This is a genomic window from Archangium violaceum Cb vi76 (genome assembly GCF_000733295.1).
Taxonomy (GTDB): Bacteria; Myxococcota; Myxococcia; order Myxococcales; family Myxococcaceae; genus Archangium; species Archangium violaceum.
Window position 1 is genome coordinate 1 of record NZ_JPMI01000323.1, and the last position, 26004, is coordinate 26004.

The following is a 26004-nucleotide window of genomic DNA, read 5'->3' on the forward strand; positions in this document are numbered from 1 at the left end:
AACCCCCTGCCCACACTGGGGGCCATGGATTGGAGAACGGGCCTGGATACCCTCACCCCGACCCTCTCCCGAGGGGAGAGGGGATATTGGGTCAGCTAGGGGACGGTCGAGATTCGCACCATCCGGCCCACGGAGGGCACGCCCGCGTCGTTCACCAGGAAGAGCTGGTAGTAGCCCGGCGGCGCCCGGTTGTTGTTCGCCGGGGCGGTGACGGTGAGGGTCCCACTGCCGCGCGTGAAGGGCAGGGTGAGCAGCCGCTGGTTCTGGTCGAAGGCGTGCGTCACCGAGCCCAGGGCGATCAGCGTTACCTTCGTCACCCGGCCCGCATCCGGCGTCGAGATGGTGAACGTCGTCCCCGGCGCCACCACGTCCGGCACCGAGCTCACCACCGGCCGCGCTCCCCTGAAGAGGTAGGGCGGCGAGAAGACCTCCGCGGAGTTCGCGTTGCGGCCTCCCGCGCTCAGCACGCGCCCATCCGGCAGCAGCACCGTGGTGGCGTGGTACCCGCGATAGAGCGTGTTGCTGGCGAGCCGCGTCCAACGGTTGGTCGCGGGGTCATACACCTCGGCATGGAAGACGGGGGCGTTCCTGTTGTCGAAGCCACTGCCCCGGCTGCCGCCCGTCACCAGCACCGTCCCGTCCGGTAGCAGCGCCGCGTTGTGCTGCCGCCGCGGCGTGCTCATGGGCGCCATGTACCGCCAGACCGGCGAGGCCACGTTCAGATCGATCTGCTCGACGGTGGCCGTCGGTGGATCTCCTCCCCCGATGATGAGCACCCGTCCGTCCAGGTACACCGCGGGCGCGTAGCTCCGGGTGCCGTAGTTGCTCGAGGGCCCGGAGGTCCACGAGCCCGTGCCGCTCGTACTCATGAAGCGGCTCCGCCGTTGCGGCCCCGCCAGGAAGAGCCGGCCATCGGGCGCCAGGAACATCCTCGGGTAGTACGGCAGCTTCAGCCGCGCCGTCGTCATGTCCCGCCACGTCCCGGTGGCCGCCAGGTAGCGCTGGGGAATCTCGTTCATGATGCCGGTGCCCTCCGTCTCGCCGGAGATCACCATCACGTCCCCGTTGGCGAGCGTCACGTTGGTGGGGTACCAGCGCCCATCGTTCATGTCCGGCTGGCGGATGAAGCGCGAGGTGAACGGCTCCCACACGGTCGCGTCATCGAGGCCCACGTGGCTCTCGATGTGCCCGCCGGTGATGAGCAGCCGGCCGTCCGCGAGGAAGGAGTGTCCCGCGCAGAAGATGTTGTAGCCCGGCGCCGGCAGCCGGCTGACTCCACCCGTGCCCGGATCCCAGAGCCCCGGTGGGTCATCCCCCTGACCGAACTCGCCGAAGAACATCACCCTGCCGGTGGGCAGCAGGCTCGCGTGGGTGGCGGACAGCGGCCAGGCCATGACGCTCGACCACTGCCCCACCTGCGCGGGAGTTTGCGCCCACGCCGGGCCCGCCAACATCGCGCATCCCACGAGCCAGAGCGCGAGCACGCGCGGTTGGGAAAGAATCGGTTTCATGGACATCTCCGCCTCCACGGGTCTCCGCTGATTCAAGGTCAGAACCTAAGTGGCCTTGCCCGCCCGCCAACCCGGCCCCGCGGTCCGAGGCAATGGTGGGCTTCCCGGGTTTGTCCGCCGCGGGTGGTTCACCCCAGACCCTCGCTCGGGTGGCCGTGGGACCGCTCGCCCCCACCTTGCGGGCCGTCCCACCCCGCCCGGGAGGTTTCCATGAGGTGCTGGCGTCCGTTCTCCGTGCTGCTGGCCCTGCTCTCCACTCCCGCCCTGGCCCAGGCCGACGAGTCCCTCCTGGAAGCCGGAGGCTGGAAGCCGTGTGGCCACGCCGCTTCTCCCCTGGTGGATGTCGCTCCTGGCTCGGACGACTCGGAGCCGGGAATCCTGGTCCGCGGGGAGCGCTTTCTCTTCTTCTCCTCCGATGATGGGATGCACGGCCGCGAGCCCTGGGTGAGCACCGGCACCGGAGGCCGTGGCTCCTCGCTCTTGAAGGATGTCCGTCCCGGGCCGGAAGAGTCGGAGCCCATGGGCTTCACCCGTGTGGGCGGCCAGGTCTTCTTCGTCGCCGACGACGGCGAGCACGGGCGCGAGCTGTGGGTGAGTGATGGCTCCCCCGGGGGCACCCGGCTGGTGAAGGACATCTGGCCCGGCGCGGATGGCTCGTATCCCCGAGCACTCGTCGAGTCCGGCGGGCTGCTCTACTTCGCCGCCGGAGACCCCGAGCACGGGCGCGAGCTGTGGCGCAGCGACGGGACGCCCGCGGGGACGTGGCTCGTCGAGGACCTGGACCCCGGCCCCGAGGGCACCGGCCCCTACCTGCTGACGCGCGGGGGCGATGGGGCGCTCTACTTCATCAGCCACTTCGAGGGATTCTTCATGCGGCTGATGCGGACCAACGGGAAGTCCCCCGCCGTCGAGCTGTTCCGGAGGTCCAGCGAGGGCGGTGGCCTGGAGTCGCTGACGGCGGTGGGCAACAAGCTGTTCTTCGTGTCGACCAGCGTCCACGACGACACCATGGCCGAGCTGTGGGTGACGAGCGGCGCGGCCCCCGTGCCCGCGGGCATGTTCCCCACGCTGCATGACCTGGTGGCGATGGGCGGGCGGCTGTACTTCAGCGCCAGCTCGGAGGGGCACTCCGCCGACGAGGAATTGTGGCGCAGTGATGGCTCCCGGAAGGGGACGCAGCGCGTGAAGGACCTCTGGCCCGGCTTCCAGGGCTCGTTCCCCAGAGGACTCACCGCGCTGGGCCGCCGGCTCTTCTTTTCCGCGGACGATGGGACGCACGGACGCGAGCTGTGGGTGAGCGATGGCACGGCCTCCGGCACGCTCCTCTTCGAGGACCTCGTTCCGGGTGCCGGGGGCTCGTCGCCCGAGGCGCTGACCGCCATCGATGGGAACCTGTTCTTCAGCGCGGAGACGCCGGACCGTGGCCGCGAGCCCTGGGTGATCAGCGGCTCGCCCGGGAGTGCGGTGCCGCTCGATGAGGTGGCTCCGGGCATGGACTCCTCGGATCCGGTGGGCTTCGTGCGCTCCGGCTGGGATGTCTTCTTCCTCGCCCGGGACGAGGCCCACGGCCAGCGGCTCTGGGCCCTGCCGTTCCGTCCCGCGCACGAGTGTGACGACGACGCCCGGTGAGGGCATCCTCCTCCCGGCGGAGGAGGCCGTGGGCCTGCGTGGCACCTCTCGGTTTTCCGGCTGTCCGGTGTGAGGGGTCTCGACTTTCCGAGGCCCTTCGCACTGTCCATGTGTCTCCAACTCCGCGAAATCCCGGGCCTCCCGTGAGGCGCCCGGCTCCTGGCACACGGGTGGCAGAAGCCCGCCGCACCTCAGGCCGGAAGACGATTTCGAGGAGTCACGAACATGAAGACACACAGTGGGTTGGCGCTCGCGCTGCTGGGACTGGCGGCGTGCAGTGAGAGGAGCGGCATTCCCGAGAACCAGCCGGTGCAGATGAAGGCGCGGCTGGAGTCCTTCGGGAGCTGCTCGGCGCTCGAGTCCTATATCGAGGACTCCGCGGTGCTCGACATGCGCTCGACGATGGAGCGCTCCAAGCCCTCCTATTGGAAGGGGCGGGGCGGTTGGTTCGGCGGCCCGATGGAGTACGCGGATGGCGCTCCGCCGCCCAACGCTGGAGGGGATGCGTCGGGCGGGGGCGCCGGTCCGAAGGACCATACCGGCACCAACAACCAGGTGGAGGGCGTGGACGAGGCGGACTTCGTGAAGAACGACGGCACGCGCATCTTCGTCCTCTCCGGGAAGAAGCTGTACGTGCACCGCTCGTGGCCGGCCGCGTCGCTGCGCGTGGAGTCCTCGGTGACGCTCGAGGGCTGGCCCCAGCAGATGTTCCTCCACGGGAACAAGGTGATCGTCTTCTCCGGGGTGTCCGAGCCGTCCTCGGGCCCGAGTGGCTACATTGGCTCCGGTGGCATGGTGGCGGACTGCGCCTCCAGGGGCCCCTGTGGCTACGGCGCCTCGACCACCAAGGTGACGACGGTGGATGTGACGGACCTCGCCGCGCCCCAGGTGACGGGCGAGGTGTACCTGCCGGGTGGCTACCAGGACGCGCGCCTGGCGGACGGCTCGGCGCGGCTGGTGATGCGTGACTCCTTCCGCTGGCCCTCGGGCGTGCGTTTCTGGCCCGACTACTCCAAGGAGCTCTGGGAGGACCAGGGGCGGCTGGAGAGGGAAATCGACCGGCTGATGGAGAACAACGAGAAGCTCATCCGCGCGAGCCCCCTCACGCAGTGGGTGCCCGAGGGCCGGCGCAAGCTGCCGGATGGCACCGTGGAGACGCTGGGCTACGACTGCCAGGACTTCCACAAGACGAACGCGCCCACCCGGTTGGGGTTCGTCACCGTGGCGTCGCTGGACCTGGATGCGCAGACGTTCCAGCCTCCGGGCCGCGTCACGCTGGTGTCCGAGCCGGGTGAGGTGTACGCCACCGCGGACGCGCTCTACCTGGCCGCGCGCCACTGGTGGTGGTGGCCGGAGGCGGGGCAGACGGACCACACCTACGTGCACAAGCTCGACTTGAGCCAGCCGCACCGCGCCTCGTATGTGGCCAGTGCCACGGTGCCGGGCTTCCTGTTGAATCAGTTCAGCATGGACGAGCACCAGGGCGTGCTGCGCGTGGCCACCACCATCAGCACGCGGGTGGCGGAGCCCGGCAACCAGTGGGGCCGCACCGAGACGACCAACCGCCTCTTCACCTACGCGCAGGAGGGGAGCCAGTTGAAGTTGCTGGGGCAGAGCGAGGAGCTGGCCAAGGGCGAGCGCATCTACAGCGCGCGCTTCATGGGCAACAAGGGCTACGTGGTGACGTTCCGGCAGGTGGATCCGCTCTTCACCTTCGACTTGTCGGACCCGGCGCACCCGCGCAAGGTGGGCGAGCTGAAGGTGCCGGGCTTCTCCTCATACATCCACCCGGTGGGGGACTCGCACCTGCTGACGGTGGGCATGCAGGTGCCGGAGAACGGCGACTGGCGCGGGCGTGCCATCAAGCTGAGCCTCTTCGACGTGTCGGACATGGCCAACCCGCGGGAGACCGCCACGCAGATCGTGGGCACCGTCTACGGCTACAGCGAGGCGCTCTATGACCACAAGGCCTTCAACTACTTCCCGGCCAAGGGGCTGCTGGCCATTCCCTTCTTGGATTGGACGCAGACGTCCTCCGGTGACTACTGGAATAGCTTCGTGAGCGAGCTGCGCGTCTTCCGCGTGGACACGGCCGCCGGCTTCGCCCCGGTGGGAGCCGTCTCCATGACGGACGCGTACCAGGTCATCAACTACAACCAGTGGAGCTGGGTGTACACGCCCGCCGTGCGCCGCGGCGTGATGGCGGATGACTACGTGTACGCCATCAGCGACGCGGGCGTGCGTGTGTCCCACGTGAGCAACCTGGCCTCGCCCCTGGCCACCTCGCGCTTCAACCCCTACACCTCGCAGTGAGGGAGGGACGGCCGGCCGTCTGTTGGGGGAGCAGGCGGCCGGCTGATGGGTCAGGCGAGCAGGGGTTGGGACGTCCACGAGGGCAGCCGCGCATCCCTGGCGGAAACCCGCTATAGCCCCTCGCGCCCATGTCACCCGCTCCACTGCCCAGCCGTCGCGAAGAGTTCCGAGCGCTCTGGAAGCTCGCCCTGCCCGTCGCCATCGCCCAGGCGGGGCAGGCCATGATGAGCCTGGTGGACACGGCGGTGGTGAGCCGGGCGGGCACCGAGTCCCTGGCCGCCATGGGCGTGGCCACCTCCGTCTTCTTCGCCGTCAGCAGCCTCGCCTTGGGGTTGATGATGGGGGTGGACCCGCTGATGTCGCAGGCCTTCGGAGCGCGCAACGCGACGCGCGCGCGGGCACTCCTGTGGCAGGGCAGCTATCTGGCGCTGCTGGCGGGCAGTGTGCTGGCGGTGCCGATGGTGGTGGTGGTTCCCTGGCTGCTGCCCCTCTTCGGGGTAGGGGCCGGGGAGCTGCCCCTGATTCAGGACTACCTCAGCTGGCGCGCGCCCAGCCTGCCGTTGGTGCTGCTCTTCATCAACACGCGCTCCTACCTGCAGGCGGCGGCGCTCACCCGTCCGCTGGTGGTGGCCACGGTGGTGGCCAACATCTTCAACCTGGGCGCGGACATCCTCTTCGTCTTCGGCGGCGAGGTGCTGCCCGCGTGGTGCGGACCGCTGCGCTCCTTCCCGGCCATGGGGGTGAAGGGCTCGGCCCTCGCGACGCTGCTGTGCTGCGTGCTGCAGTGGGCCATCGTCGCGTGGGCGGTGCGCCAGATTCCGGTGTCCGGGGGCATGCCCTCGGTGCGGCCGGTCCGGGCCGACATCCTCCAGGCCCTGCGGGTGGGCGTCCCCATTGGCCTCCACATCACGGCGGAGGTGGGCGTCTTCTCGTTGGCGGGCCTGCTGGCGCGGAAGCTGGGGCCGGAGAGCATGAGCGCGCATCAGATCGCCATCTCCTATGCCAGCCTCTCCTTCACGGTGGCGCTGGGCATTGGCAACGCGGGCAGCGTGCGGGTGGGCTGGGCGGTGGGGGCGCGCGATACGCCGCGGGCGCGCATGAGCGGGTTGATGGCCTTCGCCTCGGGCGCGGGCTTCATGTCGGTGTGCGCGCTGGTGTTCGCCTTCTTCCCCGAGCCGCTGGCCCGCCTCATGGGCACGCCGTCCGAGGTGATTCCCCTGCTGGTGCCGGTGTTGATGGTGGGGGCCGTCTTCCAGATTTCCGATGGCATCCAGGGGGTGGGCGCGGGCGTGCTGCGCGGGGCGGGGGAGACGCGGTTCACCTTCCTGGCCAACCTGGTGGGGCACTACGGGGTGGGCCTGCCGGTGGCGCTGCTGCTGGGCTTCGGGTTGAAGCTCGGCGTGATGGGCATCTGGTGGGGCCTGTGCCTGGGGCTCACCACCGTGGCGCTCGCGCTCTTCTGGCGCTTCGAGCGTCAGAGCGCAGGTACCTTCCGGCCCCTGGAGGCGTGAGGGTGCGAAGGCTTCGCGGGTGGGTGTTCGGGCTCCTCCTGCTGGTGGTGGGGACCGCGTCCGGTCCCGTTCAAGCGGCATCGCCCGCGTCGGCGGCCACGGTGGTCCAGTCCAGTGTGCTGGGCGCGAACACCGTCCAGGCCCAGTTGCTGGCGTACCTGGCCCGCGGTGACATCGCGGGCGCCATCGCGATGTACTCGTTGCAGACGGGGCGGGCGGCACCGGCTTGGTTGGTGGACCTGCAAGCTGCCTGCAATGTCGCGAATCAGATGGCCGGCAGGTGCCAGCAGGTGGCCCGGTTCATTCACACCGCCTACGGCAAGCTTGGGCAGACACCGCAATACATCGCGTTCAGGGCGAGAGGGCGTGAGGACTACATTATTTTCGAGCTGGCGAATGGAAAACAGGTCTCTGTTTCGCGAGCCGGCTACCATGTGGCCGTCAAGGTCGGAGATATGATTCACGATGCGTATACGGGACCGCTCGGGATGAAGCCTTCCGATTACCTTTCGCGATTGCATGGTCGCCAGGGCATCGAATGGGAGATGGTTTCCACGCCATGAATGATAGCAAGGCTTCGGACGGTCAGACTCCTCGACGCCATGTGTATCTGCTCGATTATCTGATGCGCCTGCGGCAGGAAAAGACGCGAGGCTTGCTGCTGAACATGGGTGACATCGACGTCACTCGAATGGTGGCATTTGTCGATGGGTACCGGGCCTGTCAATACGCCAACGGCGTAGAGGACGAGGAGTACGGTCTCTTCCACGACTGGCTCCGCGACGTGAAGCACGAGTTCCCCACGGAGGGCTGGGCCGCGAAGTACCTGCGCGACTGCGATGGCGACCACGAGCGCGCCATCCGCAAGTTCCTCGACTTCGCCGCCGAGTTCGTCGCCCTGCGTGAGCGGGAGCGTCAGGGCTCCTGAGCCCCGCTCCTCACCACGGCAGGTAGTGTTGGAGCATCTCCCGCCACACCGGCCAGTCGTGCGTGCCTCCCCACCAGATGGCCAGGTGGTTGTTGATGTCCTTCGACCACAGCAGCTTCGACAGGTTCTCGTTCGAGGGCCGGCAGAAGTCGTGCTCGCCCACCGCCAGCACCATCTCCACCCGCCGCAGCGCCGCCAGCTGCGCCGCGTCCGACACCCCCGGCAGCCACTGCATGCACGAGTGGTAGTACACGCTGTCGTCCTGGTGGCCGTCGAGGAAGTCCGCCGTCTCGAACTTGCCCCCCATCGACACCAGCCGCCGGAAGGTGTTCGGGTGCCGCAGCCCGATGTTGTACGTGTGGAAGCCCCCGAAGCTGCACCCGCCCAGCGTCAGCCGGCCTCCCGTGCTGCGCGACATCAGCAGCGGCACCACCTCGTGCAACAGGTACTGCTCGTACGCCGCGTGCCTCGCCACCCGGTCATGCGGATGGACGGACGTGTTGAACCAGCTCTCCTCGTCCACCGAGTCCGCGCACACCACGACGTAGCGCCCCGCTTGGATGCGGTCCGCGATGGCGCCGATGAGCCCGAAGTCCTCCGCCTGATAGAAACGGCCCCGGCTGGTGGGCAGCAGCAGCACCGGCTCGCCCGAGTGCCCGAAGAGCAGCACCTCCATGTCCCGGCCCAGCCGGGAGCTGTACCAGCGGTGATATTCGCGATTCATGCGCCCACCTTAGCCACCGCCCCCGGGCCGTGGACGGGCCTCGTGGGCCCGGCACCGGCGCGCCGCGCGACAGTGAACACCTGGGGGCGGACGCTAGAAGCGCAGCGTGGGGCCCAGCAGGATGCTGTGCAGTGGCTTGGCACACTCGTCGAGCGAGGGGGTCATGGAACTGTCCACCCGCACGTCACACCACTGCCACGCCGTGGAGGCCGTGATGCCCAGGTGATCTCCCAGCCACGCGTCCAGCCCCAGCCGCACCGCCGTGCTCAACCCGGCGTGCAGCATCCGCCGCGGCGAGCCCAGGTCATCCAGCGTCAGCGGCGTCGAGCGGCTCTGCGCCACCCTCAGCCCCACCCACGGGTTCACCCCTCCATCCCGCAGGAAGCGCAGCCTCATCTCCAGCCCCACCGACTGGTAGTCCAGTTGCAGTTGCTGGCCATTGATGGTCGCTCCCCACGTCTCGGCACCTTCACCCACCAGCCCGAGTGACAGCCCGAAGGGCGTCTCCGCGCCCACGTAGAGCTGCAACGCACCACCCATGGCCCGGATGCCCGAGGTGTGATCGAGAACGAAGCCGGTGGTGGCCGAGGCATAACCCCGCCAGGGCCCCGCTGCCGATGTCCCCGCCCACAGCGCCAACACCAGGCCTCCGAGACTCGCAACGTGTCGCATGCGGGGCGGAGTCTAGCCCAGACCCGCCCCATCGGGTCTACCCATACGGTGGGTACGTTTCGCGGTGGGCGTTCGGCCGTGGACGTGGGCCGGGTAGAGTCCCGCCCCATGTCTTTCTCATTCGACGAGGCTGCCCGCTCGGTTCGTGACGCCCTCACCGACGCCGGCCAGGGCCTGGTGGAGCGCGAGGCCATGGTGGAGTTGGTGGCGCTGTGTGCCGTGGCGGGCGAGCACCTGCTCGTCATCGGCCCGCCCGGCACCGCCAAGAGCGAGGCCGTGCGCCGCACCGCGCGGGCGCTCGGCGGCGGCTACTTCGAGTACCTCCTGGGCCGCTTCACCGAGCCCTCGGAAATCTTCGGTCCGGTGGATCTGCGCAAGCTGCGCGAGGGGCTCGTGGAGACGGAGACGGCCGGCATGCTGCCCGAGGCCGAGGTGGCCTTCCTCGACGAGGTGTTCCTCGGCTCCACCGCCATCCTCAACACGCTGCTGGGCCTGCTCAACGAGCGCGTCTTCCGCCGCGGCCACACCCGCATGCGCTGCCCCCTGCGCGTGTGCGTGGGCGCCTCCAATGCCCTGCCCGAGGACGAGGCCCTCGCCGCCTTCGCGGACCGTTTCCTCGTCCGTACCTTCGTCGCGCCCGTGCCGGACCCGCGGCTGGAGGATCTGCTCGCCGGGGGCGCGTCGCTGTGGAAGGCCGAGGAGGCGCGCACCGCTTCGCTGGAGGCGCTGGATGTGCTGGCCCGGGCGGCGCGCGAGGCGGACCTCGGGCCGGTGCGTCCCCACCTGGCCCACGCGCTGCGCACCCTGCGCGGCGCGGGCATCGCCCTGAGCGACCGGCGCATGGTGAAGGCCCAGCGCCTGGTGGCCGCCGCCGCCGCGCTCGCCGGGCGCGCCACCCCGGGCGTGGCCGACCTGTGGCCCCTCGTCTACGCCGTGCCCACCCAGGAGGCCCAGGCCCTCGCGCGCGATGTGCTGCGGGAGTTGCTCGCGCACTCGGAAAACCCGGCCCTGTCCGCCGCCGCGCTCGAGGCCAGCGCGGGTCCCCTGGCGCGGGCACAACGAATCGCCCAGGCCGGGCGCGCCGTGCTCGCAGCGAGGCCTGGGGAGGGCGATGGCGAGGCGCTCGCCTCCTGGCGGCTGAAGCTGGAGGGCGTGGCGCGCGAGATGGACGCGGGCTTCGCCCCCGAGGCCCTCCCCGAGGAGCTGCGCGCCGTGCGCGAGGAGCTCCGCGTGGCCCTCGCCCAGGTGCCCCGGACGGAAGCGGCCTGACGGCTCGCGCGGACGGCTTCAGGGCAGCTCGTTCTTGCCCGCGAAGGCCTTCAGCCAGGTGTGCTCGTCGCGCATCCGGGGGGAGCAGGATTCCTCGTGCAGCGAGGCCAGGGGCCAGCGCTTGAAGCCCGAGCGCTTCAGCGCCTCCTCCCACCTGCCCAGCTCCACCCACAGGTCGATGCTCTCCATCCGCGTCGGGCTGTGACCCGTCAGCTCGGAGCCGTACACCTGTAGCAGCAGTCCTCTTTCCAGCTCCAGGCGCGAGTGCTGCTCGCGCAGGCGGGCGCCGACCTCCCAAAGCAGCCGTCCCATCCACCGCCGCTCGTTCTCGTTGAGGTGGGCCGCGCTGGCCCGGGCGCGCCGCTGCAACTCCTTGCCCAGCGATACTCCCTGAGCCCAGGTGGCCAGCAGGAAGGCATGGTGGCCGGGCAGCAGCAACACGTCCTTCAGGGACTCACGCATCTCCCGGAAGAAAGGCTCGCTGGACGGTTGCTTCCACTGCAAGGAGACGAGCGGCTCGAGGGCCTCCAGGTCGCGGCGTTGGAAGAGAGCCTCGGGGGGACGCTCCGCGAGGAAGACGCGCAAGGCGAGTTGGAGGGTGGTGGGAGTGGAGCCGGTGAGCTGAGTGAGCCGAGCTTCCGCGGCGGGCAGCAGTTGCTGGCGTGCTGGCGTCTCCGCTCCGAGCAGCAACAACCGCTCGCGCAGGGCCATGAGCAGGGGCATGGAGTCGCTGGCGCGCACCTCGCCGGGCCCCCACTCCAGGAAGCCATCCTGCTCCGGAATGAGGGTCAGCAGTGGAAGTCCCTGGGGCTCCTCGAGCGGCACCTCGTCATGCACCAGGGCGAGGATGTTCTGATCCTCCACCACGGGCTCGGGCAGCAGGGGGCTCTTGCTGAAATCCGGACGTCCGAGCTCGACCCAGGATTCGAAGAAGGCATGCCGCCAATCCGGGGACCGGGAGCGGCGCTCGGCGAGCGCCAGCAACAGGGCCGCCTCCGGGGTGTGTTTCACCTCGGGCCACCGCAGGCCGTGCCGCATCGCGTCCAGCGAGCCGTGCTCCAGGTGGAGACATGCCCTCATCAACCGTGCGGGCGCATTCGTCCTGTGGATGGGCGGCCGGAGCATCCGGTCCAGGAAGGAGTACGCACCCCGGTGGCCGGCGAAACAGAGCCAGAGGCGCTGCTGCGACAGATCCTCCCAGGGGTTCTCGTCGGCGCTCGGCTTTTCTTTATCGAACCCATCCAGGGCGAGCTGGCTGCCGACGGCCGCGGCGGACACCAGCCCGAGGGCCCCCAGCAACAGACGGCGCCGAGACCAGCGATTGCCCGCGCTTCCAGCTACCATGGCGGGTTGTTCGCTCCCGGGTTCCGCTCCGCCGTTCTCTTGCTGCGTCATGGTGACCTTCATGGTAGCCCCCACACTGCATAACGCAATAAGTGGGTCCGTGCGGCTGCTGGTGCTCCTGGCCGTGCTCCAGGCGGGGTGTCTGTCGGAGTCGGATGAGGCATCGCTCGGACTGGAGTGTGGTCCACGGGATCTGACCCCGGAGTGCTGCCTCAAGAAGAATCCGGGTCAATGGGAACGCTGCACCGGCTCGTCCGAGCTGGCGCGGGTCGCGGAGGAGGCCGCTGGGACGGTGGGGCGCGCTCCCTCGCTGGCGGCCAAGGTCGCTGCCGCTGGCATGGCGGGAGTGATGATGACGACCGTGCACATCGGCTCCGCCGAGCGCCGGGGCGTGGCGCTGGCGACGGATCTGCTCAAGAAGGTCGAAGAGGAGATCGTGCGGTGCGTGCGCAGCGCGGAGCAGGAGGTCAATGCGTACCACTTCGGTGGGAAGAGCCCGACGCGGGAGCAGTGCCAGGAGGTGAAGGTGGGGGAGCGCACGACGTGGGCCGCCTACCTGGGACTCTTCAAGCATGAGACGGCCTGGCCGTGCCTGCACGAGGCGCTGGGCAAGCTGTTGAAGGGGAAGTACCGGCTCCACCCGCGCTTCTACATCGATCCGCAAACGGGCGAGTGGAGGCACATGCCCGAGGACATGATGAGCCAGATCGTGGCGCAAGAGGGGTGGTCGGGTCTGCGCGGAACCATCGAGCCGGATATCGTCCTCCTGGACGCGAACGGCGTCGTCGTCCATGCGTACGATCTCAAGTTCCCGTGCCCGGAGAGCAATGGGGCCGGTTGGGGTCACTATCGCGAGGGGGTATGGAAGGATTGGTCCCAGGGCGAGGTCTATAGAAAAGTCCTCCGAGTGACACCCAAGCTCGTTTCTCCACAGGATGGAATCATCCGGGAGCAGAAGTAGGACGAAAGGCCCGCCATGCGCTACCCGAGATTGCGGCATTACGACAACGACGGTGGGCTGGGTGCAAGCGATGCCCTGCTCATATGCTTCTACATCCCTCATCCCAATGAGCGGATCGCTCGCGCCGTCATTCGTGCCGTGGAACTCTTCCGGGAGCGGATACAGCCCTATCAGCTCGTCCGGAACGACACGGGCGATGGGCAGATCGAGCCGCTCGACGACATCTCGTGGGAGAGAACCCGCCGCAATACGCTGGATGCGGAGCCTGGGGGAAGCGGGTCCCTGAGGTTGTTGGGGAAGACCCACCGTGTGGATGACCTCTACGTGGACTACCGGGGGTTGTCTCCTGTTCCCCTTCCGTGGCCCGAGCGGAAAGATGATGTGTGCGTCCTGTACTTGCGCCTGCCCACGGAGTTCTTGGAGGAGAGAGGGCCGGAGCATGTCCATGCGCTTGCCCTCGAACTGGCGGCAGAGCTTCCCTTTTCCTCGGGGTACGCGGACTTCGTTCTCTGTTCTTTCGATGAGGATGCGGTCGAAGCACTCAAGCTTGTTCGTCCGCGCTACCCGGGTGTGCATCTGGCCGCGAGCCGGGCCACCACCATGAATGTGAATACCTGGGTCGAAGGCGTGCACTGGATGAACTTCCTCGGGCAGCCGGTGCTTGGGCGACTAGGCGGTGTGTCCGGTCTGCGCGAGTGTCTGGCGCTCCCAGGCATTTCCCTCCAGGAGATGAGTGGGGAGCGGGTGCTCATCACGCTGGGTGAGGGGCCAGAAGTGGGAGACGTGGAGGCGGGTCGGCGGCTTGCCCCACACCGTGCGCTCGCCCAGGTACTCGAGCCTTACCTCTACCAGCGGAAGCCGCCCTTCTCTTTCTGCGAACCCATCCCCGAGGAACTGCTGCGGTGGGACCGCCGCTTCCTGGAGTGAGGATCCGCGTCCAGCGCACCATGAGGTAGGCTCCGCCCGTGGTGAGTCCGTCGAGCCCAGACCCGCGTTTCTCTACCTCCTGGAGCCCCCGGAGCTCGCCGCTGCCCGCGCTCGCGGTGGCGGGCGTGGGGCCAGTGGCGCTCGCGCTCGCGCGACGGGTGCTGGCTGTTGACGACACGGCGCTCGCCCGGTGGAGTGGTGTGGCCGGCCCCGGTGTGCTCGTGCTGCTGGGCGACACGGAGTCCCTTCCCTGGGTGGAGGGCGTCGTCTACCTCGGCCGTGACGTGGCGGCTCCCGCACTGCTGCTGCCGTGCACGCTCGCTCCGAGTGTGGCCCCCGCCCTGCTCGAGCGCGCGCTCGTCACCCGCGCCCAGGTGGGCACACCGCTCGCCGTGCTGCCTCGCACCTCGCACCTCGTACCCGTGGGCGCCGCGCGTCCCGTCTCCCGCGACACCGTGCGCGCCTGGCTCGCGAAGCAGGAGGGCGCATGAGCGAGCTGCCCGAGGCGCTGCGTCCCTGGGCCGCGCAGCTGTCCCTCTTCCCCGAGGATCTGGCGCTCAGCCTGGGGGCCCACGTGGCGCGGCTGGCCGCGGCGCTCGGCCCGATGCGCGCTCGCAACGAGATGGAGGGGGGCGAGCCCCTGGGCTACGACGGCCTCACCCGCCGCGGCTCCCCCGAGCGGCTGCTCATGAGCGAGTGGTTGATGGCCCTGGAGGCTCCGGACGAGTTCGTGCGCCGCGCGGCCTTCGGCGAGCAGGCCTTCCTCCGTCCCGCCTTCCGCCAGCCCCAGGGGGGACGCCGCACCGTGGCCCTGCTGGACGCCGGGCCGGATCAGCTCGGCTCTCCCCGCATCGCGCACATGGCGCTGCTGGTGGCGCTCGCCCGGCGCGCCGAGTCCGCGGGCGCGGCCTTCTCCTGGGGCGTGCTCCAGTCCCGTCCCGGAAAGCAGCCCTTCTCCACCGTCGACGCCGCCTCCCTCGGCCAGTGGTTGAAGGCCGGCACCGACGCGCCTCCGCTGCCCGCGCAGCTCACCGCGTGGCGCGAGGCGCTCGAGCTGGGGAGTGCCCCCGAGGACGTGTGGCTGGTGGGCAGTGCGCGGCTGGCGCGCCTGCCGGGGGCCGAGGGCCTGTCCCACGTGGCCGTGGACGAGGTGGTGGCTCCCGATGCCCGGCAGCTCTCGGTGGAGGTGCGGCCCGCGTCCCGGCCTCCGCGCCAGGTGGTGCTGGAGCTGCCTCCCGCGCCCCAGTGCGTGCGGCTGCTGCGCGACCCCTTCGCCACCGCCGTCGCCGCTCCCGTGCTGGACTCCCGCACCAGCCCCGTGCGCTCCATCCAGTTCTCCGCGGATGGTCTCCGGCTGCTGATGACGTATGCGAACGGCGGCGTCGCGGCGCAGGCGCTGCCTCAATCCCCGCGCGACACCGTGCCCAGGCCCAAGCGCTTCATGGCCCCCAACGGCGAGCGGGTGGTGGCCCTGGGCTGGCGCCGCACCGGCGGGCTGCTCGTGATGACGTGGCACCAGGCCGCGGCCTCGCTGCACGTGCATGGCACCCTGCGCGGGCACTCCGCTGGCCGCGTGTTGACCATTCCCTCGAGCGCCCTGCCCGAGACGCTGCGTGCCTCGCTGGCCGCCGGGCCCCCGCTGCTGGCCCTCTCCACGCTGCGTGAGGGCCGGGAGGTGCCTCTCGTGCTGGACTCCGCGCGCTCGCTCCATCAGCTCACCCCGGGCGAGTGCCTCGTCACGCCGCTCCACCATGGTGTGAGCGCGCTCTTCGAGCGCCGCGGCGGCCTCTTCTTCGTGGATCGGGACCGGCAGGAGGACTGGGCCGACTCGACGCCGCGGCTCGTCTGTCTCGTGCCCAAGGCGTTCGATGGATGGACGCGGACGCTGCCCTTCGAGGGCGCCGGAGCGGCGTACTTCGGCCATATGCGGGACTTCTCCCGGGATGAGCCGGGGCCTCCGCTCGCGATCCACCACCAGTCGGGTTCGTGGTGGGTGACGCGGGAGTCCCACGAGGAGCAGACGGGGGCGTGGGTGTCCGTGGCCTCCGGCATGAATGTGGTGGGTCTGTGCTGCTGGCCGTTGGATACGCCGCTGCCCGGTCTGGTGGTGCTCGGGCAGGACCAGCGCACCTTCTACCGGGTGACCAGGGATGGGGTCCCCGAGTTCCTGGTGTCGGCCGCGGCCCCCGTCGTCTCCAGCGGGGTCAGCCCCGCCCTGCCCCTGTTGGCCTGGATGACGGAGAAGGGCGAGGTCTGCGCCTGGAGCTTCCAGCACCGCGCCCTCGTCTATCGCGCCACGCCGGGAGGAACGTCATGAGACCCGTGCGCGCCCCACGGCCTCGCGCCCATGTCCACCGGGGCTCCGTGGACGTGGCGGCGCTCTGGTTCGACCCCGCGTTGCTGGGCGAGGCCGAAGCGCGCCGGCGCGTGCTGGCCGCGTGGGCACCAGGGGCGGGCGTGTATGCGCTCGAAGGGGGCTTCCTGCTGCGGCTGCCGGCCCCCCGCCGCATGGAGTGCGCCGCGGCGCCGGGCCTGCCCTTCACCCTGGAGGACGGTGTCCTGCTCTCCGCGCCCTTCTCGCCCTCCGAGCGCGAGCGGCTCGCCCCCACCTCGGGGAGCGTCGTGCTGGTGCGCGCGGGGACGGCGCGGGTGCATCCGCTCGAGCCCTCGCGGCGGGTGGATGTGTCGGCGTGGCTCGACGTGTCCCACTTCGACGTGGTGCCCATGGAGGGACTGGGCGCGCCCCCGCCGCCCGTGGCCACGCTCGCCCCCATCGAGGCGCCTCCACGCGCCAGCTTCGGCGTCGGACCTCCCGCTCCCGAGGCCGAGGTGATGCGGGCCCGCATGGAGGGCCGGCCCGTGCCCCCGCCGCCTCGTGCTCCGGGACTGCTCGAGCGGCTGCGGGCCTGGTGGAACGAGCGTGGGGGCACGGGCGTGGGCTCGGGCGGTGGCTCCGGGAAGGCTCTTCCCACTCCACCTCCTCCCCAGGGGCCGGGATTGTTCTCCCGGCTCGCCGAGTGGTTGGCCCGTTCCACGCCGCTGGGCTCGCTGCTGGGGCAGCGCAAGGCGGAGTACGTGCGGCGGCTCTTCGACCTCTTCGACGAGGGCAACCTCCAGGAGGCGCTGCGCTACGCCATCCCGCTGGCCAAGGGTGCACCGTCGGAGCAAGCGCGGGTGTCGCTGGGGTTGCCGGGCCCCCGGGAGCAGCTCACCATCCAACCCCGTCATGGCGGCGGAGCGGCCAGCGTCTTCGGCGGCGGCGCGCAGGTCTACGATGCGCTGCGCGAGCGCTACCGCGAGGCCTTCCGGAAGCTGGAGCGCGAGGGCCGCATCGAGGAGGCCGCCTTCGTCCTCGCCGAGCTGCTGCACGAGAGCGAGCAGGCCGTCTCCTTCCTGGAGAAGCACGGCCGTCTCCGGATGGCGGCGGAGCTGGCCGAGGGGCGCCAGCTGGCGCCGGGGCTGGTGGTGCGGCAGTGGCTGCTGGCCAGGGAGGTGGCCCGGGCGGTGGACCTCGCCCGGCGCACGGGTGCCTTCGCGGACGCGGTGCTGCGGCTGGAGCGCTCGCACCCGGCGGAGGCCCGGACGCTGCGGGTGCTCTGGGGCGAGGTGCTCGCGCAGTCGGGGGACTACGCGCGCGCGGTGGAGGTGGTGTGGCCGGTGGAGGACGCGCGGCGGCTCACCCACGCGTGGCTCGAGCGGGGCGTGGAGGCGGGCGGCGTCTCCGGCGCGCGGCTGCTGGCGCGGATGCTGTCGGTGCTTCCCGAGCGCTTCGAGAAGGTGCGGACGCGGGCGCTCGTGCTGCTCGACTCGGATGACCCCGAGGGCGCTCCGGCACGCCAGGCCTTCACCGATGCACTGGCTCGCGAGGTGGACAAGGCGGGGAAGGCCGTGGCGCCGGGCCTCGCGCTCCTGCGTCCCGCCGTGCGCGCCCTGCTGCGGGACCGTGCGGCGGGCCACCTGCCCTTGAAGCCTCGCGAGCTGGACCGCCTGGTGCTGATGACGGGAGACACGGCGCTGCGGGCGGACCTGCCCTCGTTGTCGGCCCTGCCCGAGCGGGGGGGCTTCCCGGCCGAAGCGGCGCCCCACGTCCTCGACGCGGCGGAGGGCGGACCCTGGCCCATCCACGACGCGGTGCCCCTGTCCGGAGGGAGGTTGCTGGTGGCGCTCGGCGAGGCGGGCGCGCGGCTCGTCACGAGCGACGGACGGTGCGTGGCACATTTCGACGTGCCCGCCTTCTCGCTGGTGCTCTCGGTGCACGAGGACCGGGCGTTGGCGCTCGCGCCGCGCGGGGAGCTGAAACGCGTCTCCAGGCTGGACCTCACCGGGCGCCGGGCCGAGCCCTGGTGCGACACGCGCGTGGACGCCTTCGCTCCGGTGTACGACGGGGACCTGTGGTTCTTCGCGGTGGAGGACACGGTGATGGCGGTGGATGCGCTCGCCGCCGAGCCGCGGGCGCTGTGGCGGGTGCCTCAGGTGGGCGGGCAGGTGCTGGAGGTGGCGGTGGGCGTGGCCGAGCTGAGCTTCGTCACCTTCAACGCGGAGGCGGAGCTCGAGCGCTGGACCTACCTGGTGCCAGATCCCCGGTTGCGTTCGCGCCAGGTGATGCCTCGCAAGCTGGAGTCGCTGCGTCACCTCTCGCTCACGGTGGATGGGGAAGTGGCGGCGCTCCATGAGGAGGAGATCCGGTGGCTGGACGGCCACAGGGCGGCTCCGGTGCGGCCGCCCCTGCTGCCCTGGACGGCGCTGAGGGCACTGGTGCTCGGCGGGCCGTACATGGTGGCGCTGGAGCCCACGCCGGCGGGCGAGCGGGTATGGCTGCTCGAAAGAAAGGAGGGCGCGGTGCGCGCGCGCTTCCTCTTCGAGGGGGACGTGCCGGTGTCCGTGCGTTTCCTCTCCACGGAGCTGCTGCTCTTCGACGCGGCGGGCCGGTTGGCCCGGGTGGACCTGACGCGGGGCGAGGTACGGCGGGTGGTGCTGCGCTGAACGCAGGCGCGCCGGTCCTCCCACACGCGCGTGCCCACCAGGTGACAGATGATGGGTCCATGGGGCACTTCGCGCGAGGCCGTTTCTTGCCGCCCAAGGTTCTTGTGCGCAGCGTAGGGACATGGCCCTCCAGTTCACACTGTCGCAGCAGGTGGCTCGCCTTCTGTCGGGCTGTCCCGCGACCGTGAGGGGGCGCGTCCTGCGCGAGCTGTCCCAGCGGCTCTCGGGCGTCCAGTCCCTTCCGCGCCGTGGGCTGGAGGTGGGGGTGCTACGCCTGCCCTCCGGCTTCCAGGTCAGCTACCGGCTGGACCGGGAGCGGCAGCAGGTGGAGATGCTCGACCTGGCCGGAGCGCCGGGCTAACAGCGCCGCGTCGCCTCCCGCAGGAAGTGGCGCAGCACGTTCAGGTCCACCGGCTTGGGCACGGCGCCGAGGATGCCCTCGGGCAGCGGGTGGGCATCCCCCGCGCCGGACACCACCACCACGGGCAGCGAGCTCAGCTCGGGGTCCTCGCGCACGTACCGCATCAACTCCCAGCCGCTCATCACCGGCATCATCAGGTCCAACACCATCACCGCGGGCCGGGGTGCGCACCGCAGCCGCTCGAGCGCCTGCAGTCCGTGCTCCGCCACGTCCACCTCGTAGCCGAGCGCCTCGAGGAACTCGGCGAGCAACTCCCGGCTGTCCGCATGGTCCTCCACGACGAGGATGCGGTTGCGCACTCCGCTCATTGTCCTCCTGGCCTTCCTCCCTGGCGGCCATAGCACGACCCCACCACGGGGGCCGGAAAGACGCTTGCGTCCGGGTGCGCCAGGGTTGGCTCCTGGACCGATGGAGCACCTCCTGGGGCCGGGAAAACCCTCCCGGCGTGGGGGGTTGGGCCCGAATCGTCCGGCGTGGGACATCTGGGGTACTCGGGAAAGACGAAAACCAGGTCCCATGTCCCGGACAGGATGTGAATGGTCATCCCGTCACCTGTCGCCTCCAGCGCGGGAGACGACCTGGAGCGTTCGGTTCACCTCTGGGGCCATGGGCCGGGGCGGCCATGAGGCACGCTGTCCCAACCTCGCGTTCCGGCGAGCACTATTAGGGTCCCAGATTTTCGCGACTACCCATCCTGTCCTGTCGCGGGCGGCCTCTCCGGCTCTAAGCAGACGGCCTGATGGGTCGCCTGCGCGAGAGTCAGAAAACCACCATGGGACAACCGTCGACCGGCAAGCTGGCAGCGAACGTGGGAGAGATCGCGCGTGAGGCGCGGGTTCGTTCGGGGCTGACGCAGGCCGACGTGGCGGAGCGGGTGGGGCTGGCGACGGAGGTGTACGGGCGGCTGGAGCGGGGGCGGATGCTGCCCAGCGTGCCCTCGTTGCGGCGGTTGTGCATCGCGCTGCGGACGCCCTCGGACACCTTCCTGGGCCTCAACACGGGGGAGGTGGCCACCTGGGTGGCCGAGTCCACTCCGCCCGAGTACGAGGAGGTGCCCGAGCTGCGCCGCCTCATGCGCACGCTGCGCAAGCTGGACGCCTCGCAACTGAAGTTGATCGGCCTCGTTGCCGCGGCGCTGCAGAAGCGTTAAGCCCTGGCGGGCAGGCGGGCCCCTCCGTGGCCGTCAGGGCTTGTCTTACCCTCGGTGGGCTGGCGTCATGGGCTCCTTCCCTGCACGGACGGGTGACATGGCGAACGAGCAGCGGCGTGTGAACGCGGTGTGGAAGGCCCGCGCGGCCCTGGTCCTGGCGCTGCTGGCGGGGTTGTTCTCCCTCGCGCCGGCCCGGGCGCAGGCACCCACCACGCCGCCCGGGCTGCAGAGTCTCCCGGACGCGCCCCTGGCCAGCCCCGACGCGGGCCTGGTGCCCACCGAGGTGGGCGTCCAGCGCGCCGAGGGAGGCTTCGCGTTGCAGGGGGCGGACGGGGGCACGCCGTCGGCCCTCGAGGCCCCCACGCTGGTGGCGGACGCGCCCGCGCGCTACCCCGAGGCGCTCGCCGCGCGGCCGGTGGCGGGCACGGTGCGGTTGGAGCTGCTGGTGGACGAGGAGGGCGAGGTGGCCGAGGTCCGGCTCCTCCAGGGCCTGCACCCGTTGCTGGACGAGGCCGCCCTGCACGCCGCGCCCGGGCTGCGCTTCTCTCCCGCGAAGGTGGACGGGGCGCCGGTGCCGGTGCGGCTGCATTTCGAGTACCGCTTCGAGGCGCCCCAGCCGGTGGCGGAAGCCGGCACGCCCCAGGCGCCCGTCACGTTGCGCGGGTTGATTCGCGCCAAGGGCAACCGCAAGCCGCTGGCGGGCGCCGTGCTCGTGTCGAACGCCGCGGAGGGCATGCCCGTGGAGACGGGGCCGGATGGACGCTTCGAGGCGCGCCTGCCCCCGGGACGGCAGACGGTGCGCATCAACGCCCCGGGCCACAAACCCGGCTACTTCCTCGAGGAGGTGCGCCAGGGCGAGGCGCTCGAGGTGGTGTACGGCCTGGAGCCGCTGGTGGTGAACCCCTACGAGACGGTGGTGCGCGGAGACCGTGAGCGCACCGAGGTGTCCCGCGTCACGCTGCAGGACGCCGAGCTGCGGGAGATCCCCGGCACCATGGGAGACCCCTTCCGGGTGATGATGTTGATGCCCGGCGTGGGCAGCATGCTCTCGGGCGTTTCCTACCCGGTGGTGCGCGGCAGCCAGCCGGCCGCCACGGGTTACTTCCTCGACGGCATCCGCGTCCCCATCCTCTTCCACCTCTTCCTCGGGCCGGCCGTCATCCACCCGGACTTCATCGGCTCCATCGACTTCTTCCCGGGCAACCCGTCCCCCCAGTACGGACGGCTCACCGGTGGCGCGGTGGAGGGCCGGCTGACGCGGCCTCGCGATGACCGGTTCCACGGCAGCGCCTACGCGGACCTCATCAACGCGGGCCTCTTCCTCGAGTACCCCTTCCAGTCCACGGGCACCAACGTCTCGGTGGCCGGGCGCATCTCGTACACGCCGTGGTTGATCGCCGCGGCGGCCAACGCGCTGCAACCGCCGGGGGCCAACGACTCGAAGCTGGTGCTGGACTTCTACGACTACCAGGCGCGCATCGAGCAGGAGGTGGGACCGGGCCGGTTGCGCCTCTTCGCCTTCGGCTCCTCGGACACCTTCGGTACCCAGGCGACGAGCGACGACGGCGTCACCGCGCTGCAGTCCGTGCTCTTCCACCGGGTGGACCTGCGCTACCGCCACCCCGTGGGCGGCGGCGAGCTGGAGGGCGGCGTCACCTGGGGGCTGGACCGGTTCTCCCTCGGCGGTGAGAGCGCCTCCTCTGGCGGCACCACCCTCGACATCGACCAGAGCAACCTCACCGCGCGCCTGGGCTACCAGCGCAAGTTCGGCGAGGCCTTCTCGCTGCGCAGTGGCCTGGACGTGGACAACAAGCGCGCGGTCGTCTCGCTCCTGCAGCGCTCCGTCCCGCCCACGGGCGGCCCGCTCCAGGAGTTGAGCGTGGAGCTGCCGTTGGCGGTCGCCACCTTCAGCGGCCTGTGGGCGGAGTTGCAGTGGGAGGAGAAGGACTCGCCGTGGACGGTGGTGCCCGGCCTGCGCGTGGACAACTACTACCTGGCCGGCGGCATCAACCATGTCGCGGTGGAGCCGCGCCTCACCGCGCGCCGGAGGCTGGGCGAGCAGCTCACCCTCAAGGGCGGCGTGGGCCTCTACCACCAGGCGCCCACCACGCTCATCAGCCTGCCCGTCATCGACATCGCGGCGCTGAACCAGGGCCTGCAGCAGACGCTGCAGGTGTCGGCGGGCGTGGAGTACAAGAACCTGTGGGGCTTCGACGTGAGCCTGGATGGGTACGTCAACCCGATGCTGCGCACGGTGGAGCTGACGCCCTTCGGCAACGAGGAGGCGCCCATCGTGACGCCGGACGATCCCGATGATGGAGTGGGGGACCCGCGGCCCGGGCCCGGGCGGGGCCGCGTGGTGCGGGGCATGCAGGAGCAGATTCCCCTGCCCGACATCGGGATTCCGGACGTGAGCAGCCGGGGCCTGTCGTACGGCCTGGAGCTGCTCATCCGCCGGCCGCTGGGAGGCAACTGGTTCGGCTGGCTGTCCTACTCGTTGCAGCGCAGCACGCGGCGTGTGCGCTTCACCCGCTTCAACGACCAGGACGTCCCGGTGGGCCAGGACGAGGCGGACCTGCCCTACGTCTTCGACCAGACGCACGTGGCCAACCTGGTGCTCAGCTACAAGTTCGCCAACAACTTCACGGTGGGCGGGGTGCTGCACTTCAACACCGGCCGTCCCGAGTCGGGCAACCTCACCAGCCGCACGATGACGCAGGGAACGGACAGCCTCGGCCAGCCGCGCTGGGTCCGGGTGGACAGGGACAGGGTGGACCGGCTGCCGCCCTTCTTCCGCTTCGATCTGCGTCTGTCCAAGGCCTGGGCCTACGACACCTTCACGCTCGAGGCGTACCTGGACATGCTCAACGTCACCATCAGCCAGGAGGTGGTGGCCTTCGAATACGCGGGCGGTGTTGGCTTTCCCCTGCAGAAGCGCCCGACGGGCCTGCCCATCGCGCTGCCCATCCTCGGCCTCAAGGGTCGTTACTGATCCAACACGTCACCGAGGCGGGTGGCGTTCAGGGCCCTATCGAACCACTGGTCGAGGAGTTCCAGGTTCCTGCACATCAGGATGCGCTGCCGGGATTGCTCGTCGAGCTGGATGCCCCGTGCGATGAGAATCCGTACCACGTCCTGGGCTCGCCCCCTCTTCAGTCCCCGCTCGACGAGTTGCTCGCCATAGCTTCGCATCAGCTTCTCCGCTTGCAGTGCATCCACCACTGAATGTAACACCTGCTCCGTTGCTTGGCGGCTGCGCTTGTCCCCGATCCAGATGAGGTAACGGATGGCCACCAACAGATTCTCGGTGCCATCGGGGTCGGCATGCACTTGCGCCAACAATGCCGTCCATTCGGGGAGACGGTCAGCCAGCTCCCCGGTGCGCCCATAGCGCAGCACGAGCCACGCCAGCCGGGCCAAAGGTGTAGCGGACGAAGAGATCATGAGGTCCAGGCATGGCGGGTGGCGCCGGTAGGAGCACATGGCGGGCCAGGGCCTCCGCGCTCTCAACCCGTCTGTCCGGGTGCATCCACTCCGGTCCCCACCATCCCGCGCGAGAGACATCCCTCGAACACGCGAGGCCCCCCTCCCGGACAAAGAACGCCAGGTCATGGCCGACACCGGGAGGGTCATGGCATACTGTCTTTTCGCACCGTCCTCCGGGCATCCCAGCGCTCGACCCGGATGGAGGTGAGGCGGGGGGATTTCATGACTTCATCCTGGGTTCCAGGGCCCGAGCTCGCGTGGCAGCTACATGCCGAGTGTCCGGATGCATGCATCCTCTTCCAGTCCGTGCGGGACGACGCGGGCGCGTTGCTCGACTTCCGGGCGACGGCCCTCAATCCGGCCGCCGTGGCACTGGTGAAAGGCCTGTCTCCAGGTCCGTCTCCAGGCCCCTCGTTGTCCTCGTGGGCGGGCGTGCTGCGAGGCCTGCCGGAGCGGAGCGCCCTGCGCAGGGTGGTGGACTCGGGCACTCCGCTGTCCTTCGAGGTGCACGGCCGCCTGGATGGGGCGGAGCGCTGGTTCCGGGCCCGGGTGCAGGGGCGAGGGGATGGCTTCTCGCTGTGGCTCTCCGACATCACCGAGGTCTTCGCGGAGCGGCATGTGCTGCGCGAGGAGCTGCACAAGGAGCGGGCCGCTCGGGCCCGGGAGGACCACCTGCGGCTGGCGCTGGAGACGGCGCGGATGGTGACGTGGGAGTGGTCGGAGGCCCGGCTCACCCTCGTCTGGTCTCCCAACGCGGAGGCCTTCTTCGGCCATCCGCCCGGAGGGCTGGGCGACACCCTGGAGAGCTTCCTGGAGCGGGTGCTCCCCGGCGAGTGGACGCGGGTGGCCGAGGCCTTCCTGCAGGGACTGTGCGCGGAGGGCCCCTACACCTTCCAGTTCCGCGCGCCCTGGCCGGACGGCACCCTGCGTTGCTACGAGCTGGTGGGGCAGACGTACCGGGAGAATGGCCGGCCCACGCGGATGCTGGGCGTGGTGATGGACTGCACCGAGCGTGAGTACTCGCAGGCCGCGTTGCGCGAGGCGGAGGAGCGCTACCGGCTGGTCTCCTGGGCCACCCATGACGTGCTCTGGGATTGGAACCCCTCCGTCGAGCACGTCCACTGGGGCGAGGCCTGCCGCACGGTGTTCGGCTACGCGCCCGAGGAGATGGGGGGCATCTCCTGGTGGGAGCAGCAGTTGCACCCCGATGACCGGGAGCTGGTGATGCGCAGCCTCGAGCACGTGCTGGGCTCGGGCGGGGAGTCGTGGCTGGCCGAGTACCGCTTCCGGCGCAAGGACGGCACGTACGTGCACGTGCTGGACCGGGGGCTGGTGGCCCGCGATGCCCAGGGGCGTACGGCGCGGATGATCGGCTCGATGATGGACATCACCGAGCGCAAGCGCGCGGTGGAGCGGATGCAGGAGGAGGCGCAGTTCCGCGAGCGCTTCATCGGGATTCTCGGGCACGACCTGCGCAACCCGCTCAACGCCATCATGCTGTCGGTGCGGCAGTTGCGGCGGCGCGGGGAGTTCTCCCAGGCCCTGCAGCAGCTGGCCCATCGGATTGAAACGAGCGCGGCGCGCATGGGGAACATGATCTCCGACATCCTCGATCTGACGCGGGCGCGGCTGTCCGGGGGCATTCCCCTGCACCTGGCGCCCACGAGCCTGCCGGCGGTGTGCCGGCAGGTGGTGGAGGAGCTGACGGTGGCGCACCCGGGGCGAGACATCCGAGTGGAGGCCGAGGGCGGGGGAGAGGGAATCTGGGACCCGGAGCGGCTGGCCCAGGTGGTGAGCAACCTGGTGGGCAACGCGCTGGAGCACGGCGCGCGCGAGGGGCGCGTCTTCGTGCGCTGCCGGGACGAGGCCGGGCAACAGGTGCTGGAGATCTCCAACCCGGGCAAGCCCATTCCAGGGCACCTGCTGGCCACGCTCTTCGACCCGTTCCGCCAGGTGGGAGCGGCCCGGAGCGGGCGGAGCAGCGGGCTGGGGCTGGGGCTCTTCATCGTCCGCGAGCTCGTCGAGGCCCACGGCGGCCAGGTGACGGTGCGCTCCACGGAGGCAGAGGGAACGACCTTCACGGTGATGCTGCCCCGGGACGCGCGAGCGTTGGCCGGGGGCGACGGCGGCGCCCTCCCGGAGGAGGCGCACACCGGTTGAGGCTTCGGGCCGCGG

21 protein-coding genes are annotated in these 26004 nt (G+C 70.4%); 15 read left to right on the top strand and 6 right to left on the bottom strand.

Annotated features, from left to right (window positions below):
- Positions 1–95 precede the first annotated feature (95 nt).
- The gene (locus Q664_RS43780) at positions 96–1511 is read right to left on the bottom strand and encodes a galactose oxidase-like domain-containing protein (RefSeq protein ID WP_160174637.1); all 1416 of its coding nucleotides are present in this window, start codon (positions 1509–1511) and stop codon (positions 96–98) included.
- Positions 1512–1721: 210 nt separating this feature from the next.
- Here Q664_RS43780 and Q664_RS43785 point away from each other — a divergent pair, with 210 nt between their 5' ends.
- The 5 genes from Q664_RS43785 to Q664_RS43805 all read left to right on the top strand — a co-directional run bounded on the left by Q664_RS43785 (position 1722) and on the right by Q664_RS43805 (position 7892).
- Positions 1722–3140 carry an ELWxxDGT repeat protein gene (locus Q664_RS43785; protein ID WP_052519440.1) on the top strand — a complete coding sequence of 473 codons (1419 nt, stop codon included), beginning with the start codon at positions 1722–1724 and terminating at the stop codon, positions 3138–3140.
- Between the two features lie 225 nt (positions 3141–3365).
- Complete coding sequence (locus Q664_RS43790; RefSeq protein ID WP_043410775.1) at positions 3366–5453, top strand: beta-propeller domain-containing protein; 2088 nt, start codon at positions 3366–3368, stop codon at positions 5451–5453.
- Between the two features lie 128 nt (positions 5454–5581).
- Positions 5582–6964, top strand: a complete 1383-nt coding sequence (locus tag Q664_RS43795; protein WP_043410776.1) for an MATE family efflux transporter — start codon at positions 5582–5584, stop codon at positions 6962–6964.
- Between the two features lie 2 nt (positions 6965–6966).
- Positions 6967–7527, top strand: a complete 561-nt coding sequence (locus Q664_RS43800; protein WP_043410778.1) for a hypothetical protein — start codon at positions 6967–6969, stop codon at positions 7525–7527.
- Positions 7524–7892, top strand: a complete 369-nt coding sequence (locus Q664_RS43805) for a hypothetical protein (protein ID WP_152622680.1) — start codon at positions 7524–7526, stop codon at positions 7890–7892. Before Q664_RS43800 ends, Q664_RS43805 begins: the two co-directional genes overlap by 4 nt.
- Positions 7893–7902: 10 nt before the next feature.
- Here the strand turns inward: Q664_RS43805 and Q664_RS43810 are convergent, their stop codons facing one another.
- Both Q664_RS43810 and Q664_RS43815 read right to left on the bottom strand, forming a co-directional pair.
- Positions 7903–8616: an esterase family protein gene (locus tag Q664_RS43810; RefSeq protein ID WP_043410780.1), complete on the bottom strand. Its 714-nt coding sequence runs from the start codon at positions 8614–8616 to the stop codon at positions 7903–7905.
- 93 nt (positions 8617–8709) lie between these two features.
- Complete coding sequence (locus tag Q664_RS43815) at positions 8710–9288, bottom strand: hypothetical protein (protein WP_043410784.1); 579 nt, start codon at positions 9286–9288, stop codon at positions 8710–8712.
- A 108-nt stretch (positions 9289–9396) separates the two neighbouring features.
- On the opposite strand from Q664_RS43815, the gene Q664_RS43820 reads away from it, so the two are divergent.
- Positions 9397–10557 carry an AAA family ATPase gene (locus tag Q664_RS43820; RefSeq protein WP_043410786.1) on the top strand — a complete coding sequence of 387 codons (1161 nt, stop codon included), beginning with the start codon at positions 9397–9399 and terminating at the stop codon, positions 10555–10557.
- Between the two features lie 18 nt (positions 10558–10575).
- Here the strand turns inward: Q664_RS43820 and Q664_RS43825 are convergent, their stop codons facing one another.
- Positions 10576–11901: a hypothetical protein gene (locus Q664_RS43825; RefSeq protein ID WP_152622681.1), complete on the bottom strand. Its 1326-nt coding sequence runs from the start codon at positions 11899–11901 to the stop codon at positions 10576–10578.
- Positions 11902–11962: 61 nt separating this feature from the next.
- On the opposite strand from Q664_RS43825, the gene Q664_RS43830 reads away from it, so the two are divergent.
- The 6 genes from Q664_RS43830 to Q664_RS43855 all read left to right on the top strand — a co-directional run bounded on the left by Q664_RS43830 (position 11963) and on the right by Q664_RS43855 (position 19133).
- Positions 11963–12862 carry a hypothetical protein gene (locus Q664_RS43830; protein WP_152622682.1) on the top strand — a complete coding sequence of 300 codons (900 nt, stop codon included), beginning with the start codon at positions 11963–11965 and terminating at the stop codon, positions 12860–12862.
- 15 nt (positions 12863–12877) lie between these two features.
- Positions 12878–13789: a type VI immunity family protein gene (locus tag Q664_RS43835; protein ID WP_043410793.1), complete on the top strand. Its 912-nt coding sequence runs from the start codon at positions 12878–12880 to the stop codon at positions 13787–13789.
- A 38-nt stretch (positions 13790–13827) separates the two neighbouring features.
- Complete coding sequence (locus Q664_RS43840; RefSeq protein WP_043410796.1) at positions 13828–14280, top strand: bpX5 domain-containing protein; 453 nt, start codon at positions 13828–13830, stop codon at positions 14278–14280.
- Complete coding sequence (locus tag Q664_RS43845) at positions 14277–16106, top strand: LpqB family beta-propeller domain-containing protein (RefSeq protein ID WP_043410800.1); 1830 nt, start codon at positions 14277–14279, stop codon at positions 16104–16106. Before Q664_RS43840 ends, Q664_RS43845 begins: the two co-directional genes overlap by 4 nt.
- Complete coding sequence (locus Q664_RS43850; RefSeq protein ID WP_043410802.1) at positions 16103–18772, top strand: bpX6 domain-containing protein; 2670 nt, start codon at positions 16103–16105, stop codon at positions 18770–18772. Before Q664_RS43845 ends, Q664_RS43850 begins: the two co-directional genes overlap by 4 nt.
- Positions 18773–18893: 121 nt before the next feature.
- The gene (locus tag Q664_RS43855) at positions 18894–19133 is read left to right on the top strand and encodes a hypothetical protein (RefSeq protein ID WP_043410804.1); all 240 of its coding nucleotides are present in this window, start codon (positions 18894–18896) and stop codon (positions 19131–19133) included.
- On the opposite strand, the gene Q664_RS43860 is transcribed toward Q664_RS43855, so the two are convergent.
- Entirely contained in the window at positions 19130–19501 is a 372-nt protein-coding gene (locus Q664_RS43860; protein WP_043410807.1) for a response regulator, read from the bottom strand. The genes Q664_RS43855 and Q664_RS43860 overlap by 4 nt on opposite strands.
- A 464-nt stretch (positions 19502–19965) precedes the next feature.
- Here Q664_RS43860 and Q664_RS43865 point away from each other — a divergent pair, with 464 nt between their 5' ends.
- Both Q664_RS43865 and Q664_RS43870 read left to right on the top strand, forming a co-directional pair.
- Entirely contained in the window at positions 19966–20343 is a 378-nt protein-coding gene (locus tag Q664_RS43865; protein ID WP_043410808.1) for a helix-turn-helix domain-containing protein, read from the top strand.
- 97 nt (positions 20344–20440) lie between these two features.
- Positions 20441–23335, top strand: coding sequence for a TonB family protein (locus Q664_RS43870; RefSeq protein ID WP_043410811.1), 2895 nt, complete (start codon positions 20441–20443; stop codon positions 23333–23335).
- On the opposite strand, the gene Q664_RS55735 is transcribed toward Q664_RS43870, so the two are convergent.
- Positions 23329–23787, bottom strand: coding sequence for a hypothetical protein (locus Q664_RS55735; RefSeq protein ID WP_235217108.1), 459 nt, complete (start codon positions 23785–23787; stop codon positions 23329–23331). The genes Q664_RS43870 and Q664_RS55735 overlap by 7 nt on opposite strands.
- A 264-nt stretch (positions 23788–24051) precedes the next feature.
- Between Q664_RS55735 and Q664_RS53545 the strand changes: the two genes are divergently transcribed.
- Positions 24052–25989 (top strand): sensor histidine kinase, encoded by a 1938-nt coding sequence (locus tag Q664_RS53545; RefSeq protein WP_052519443.1) that lies wholly within the window; start codon positions 24052–24054, stop codon positions 25987–25989.
- Positions 25990–26004: the final 15 nt, after the last annotated feature.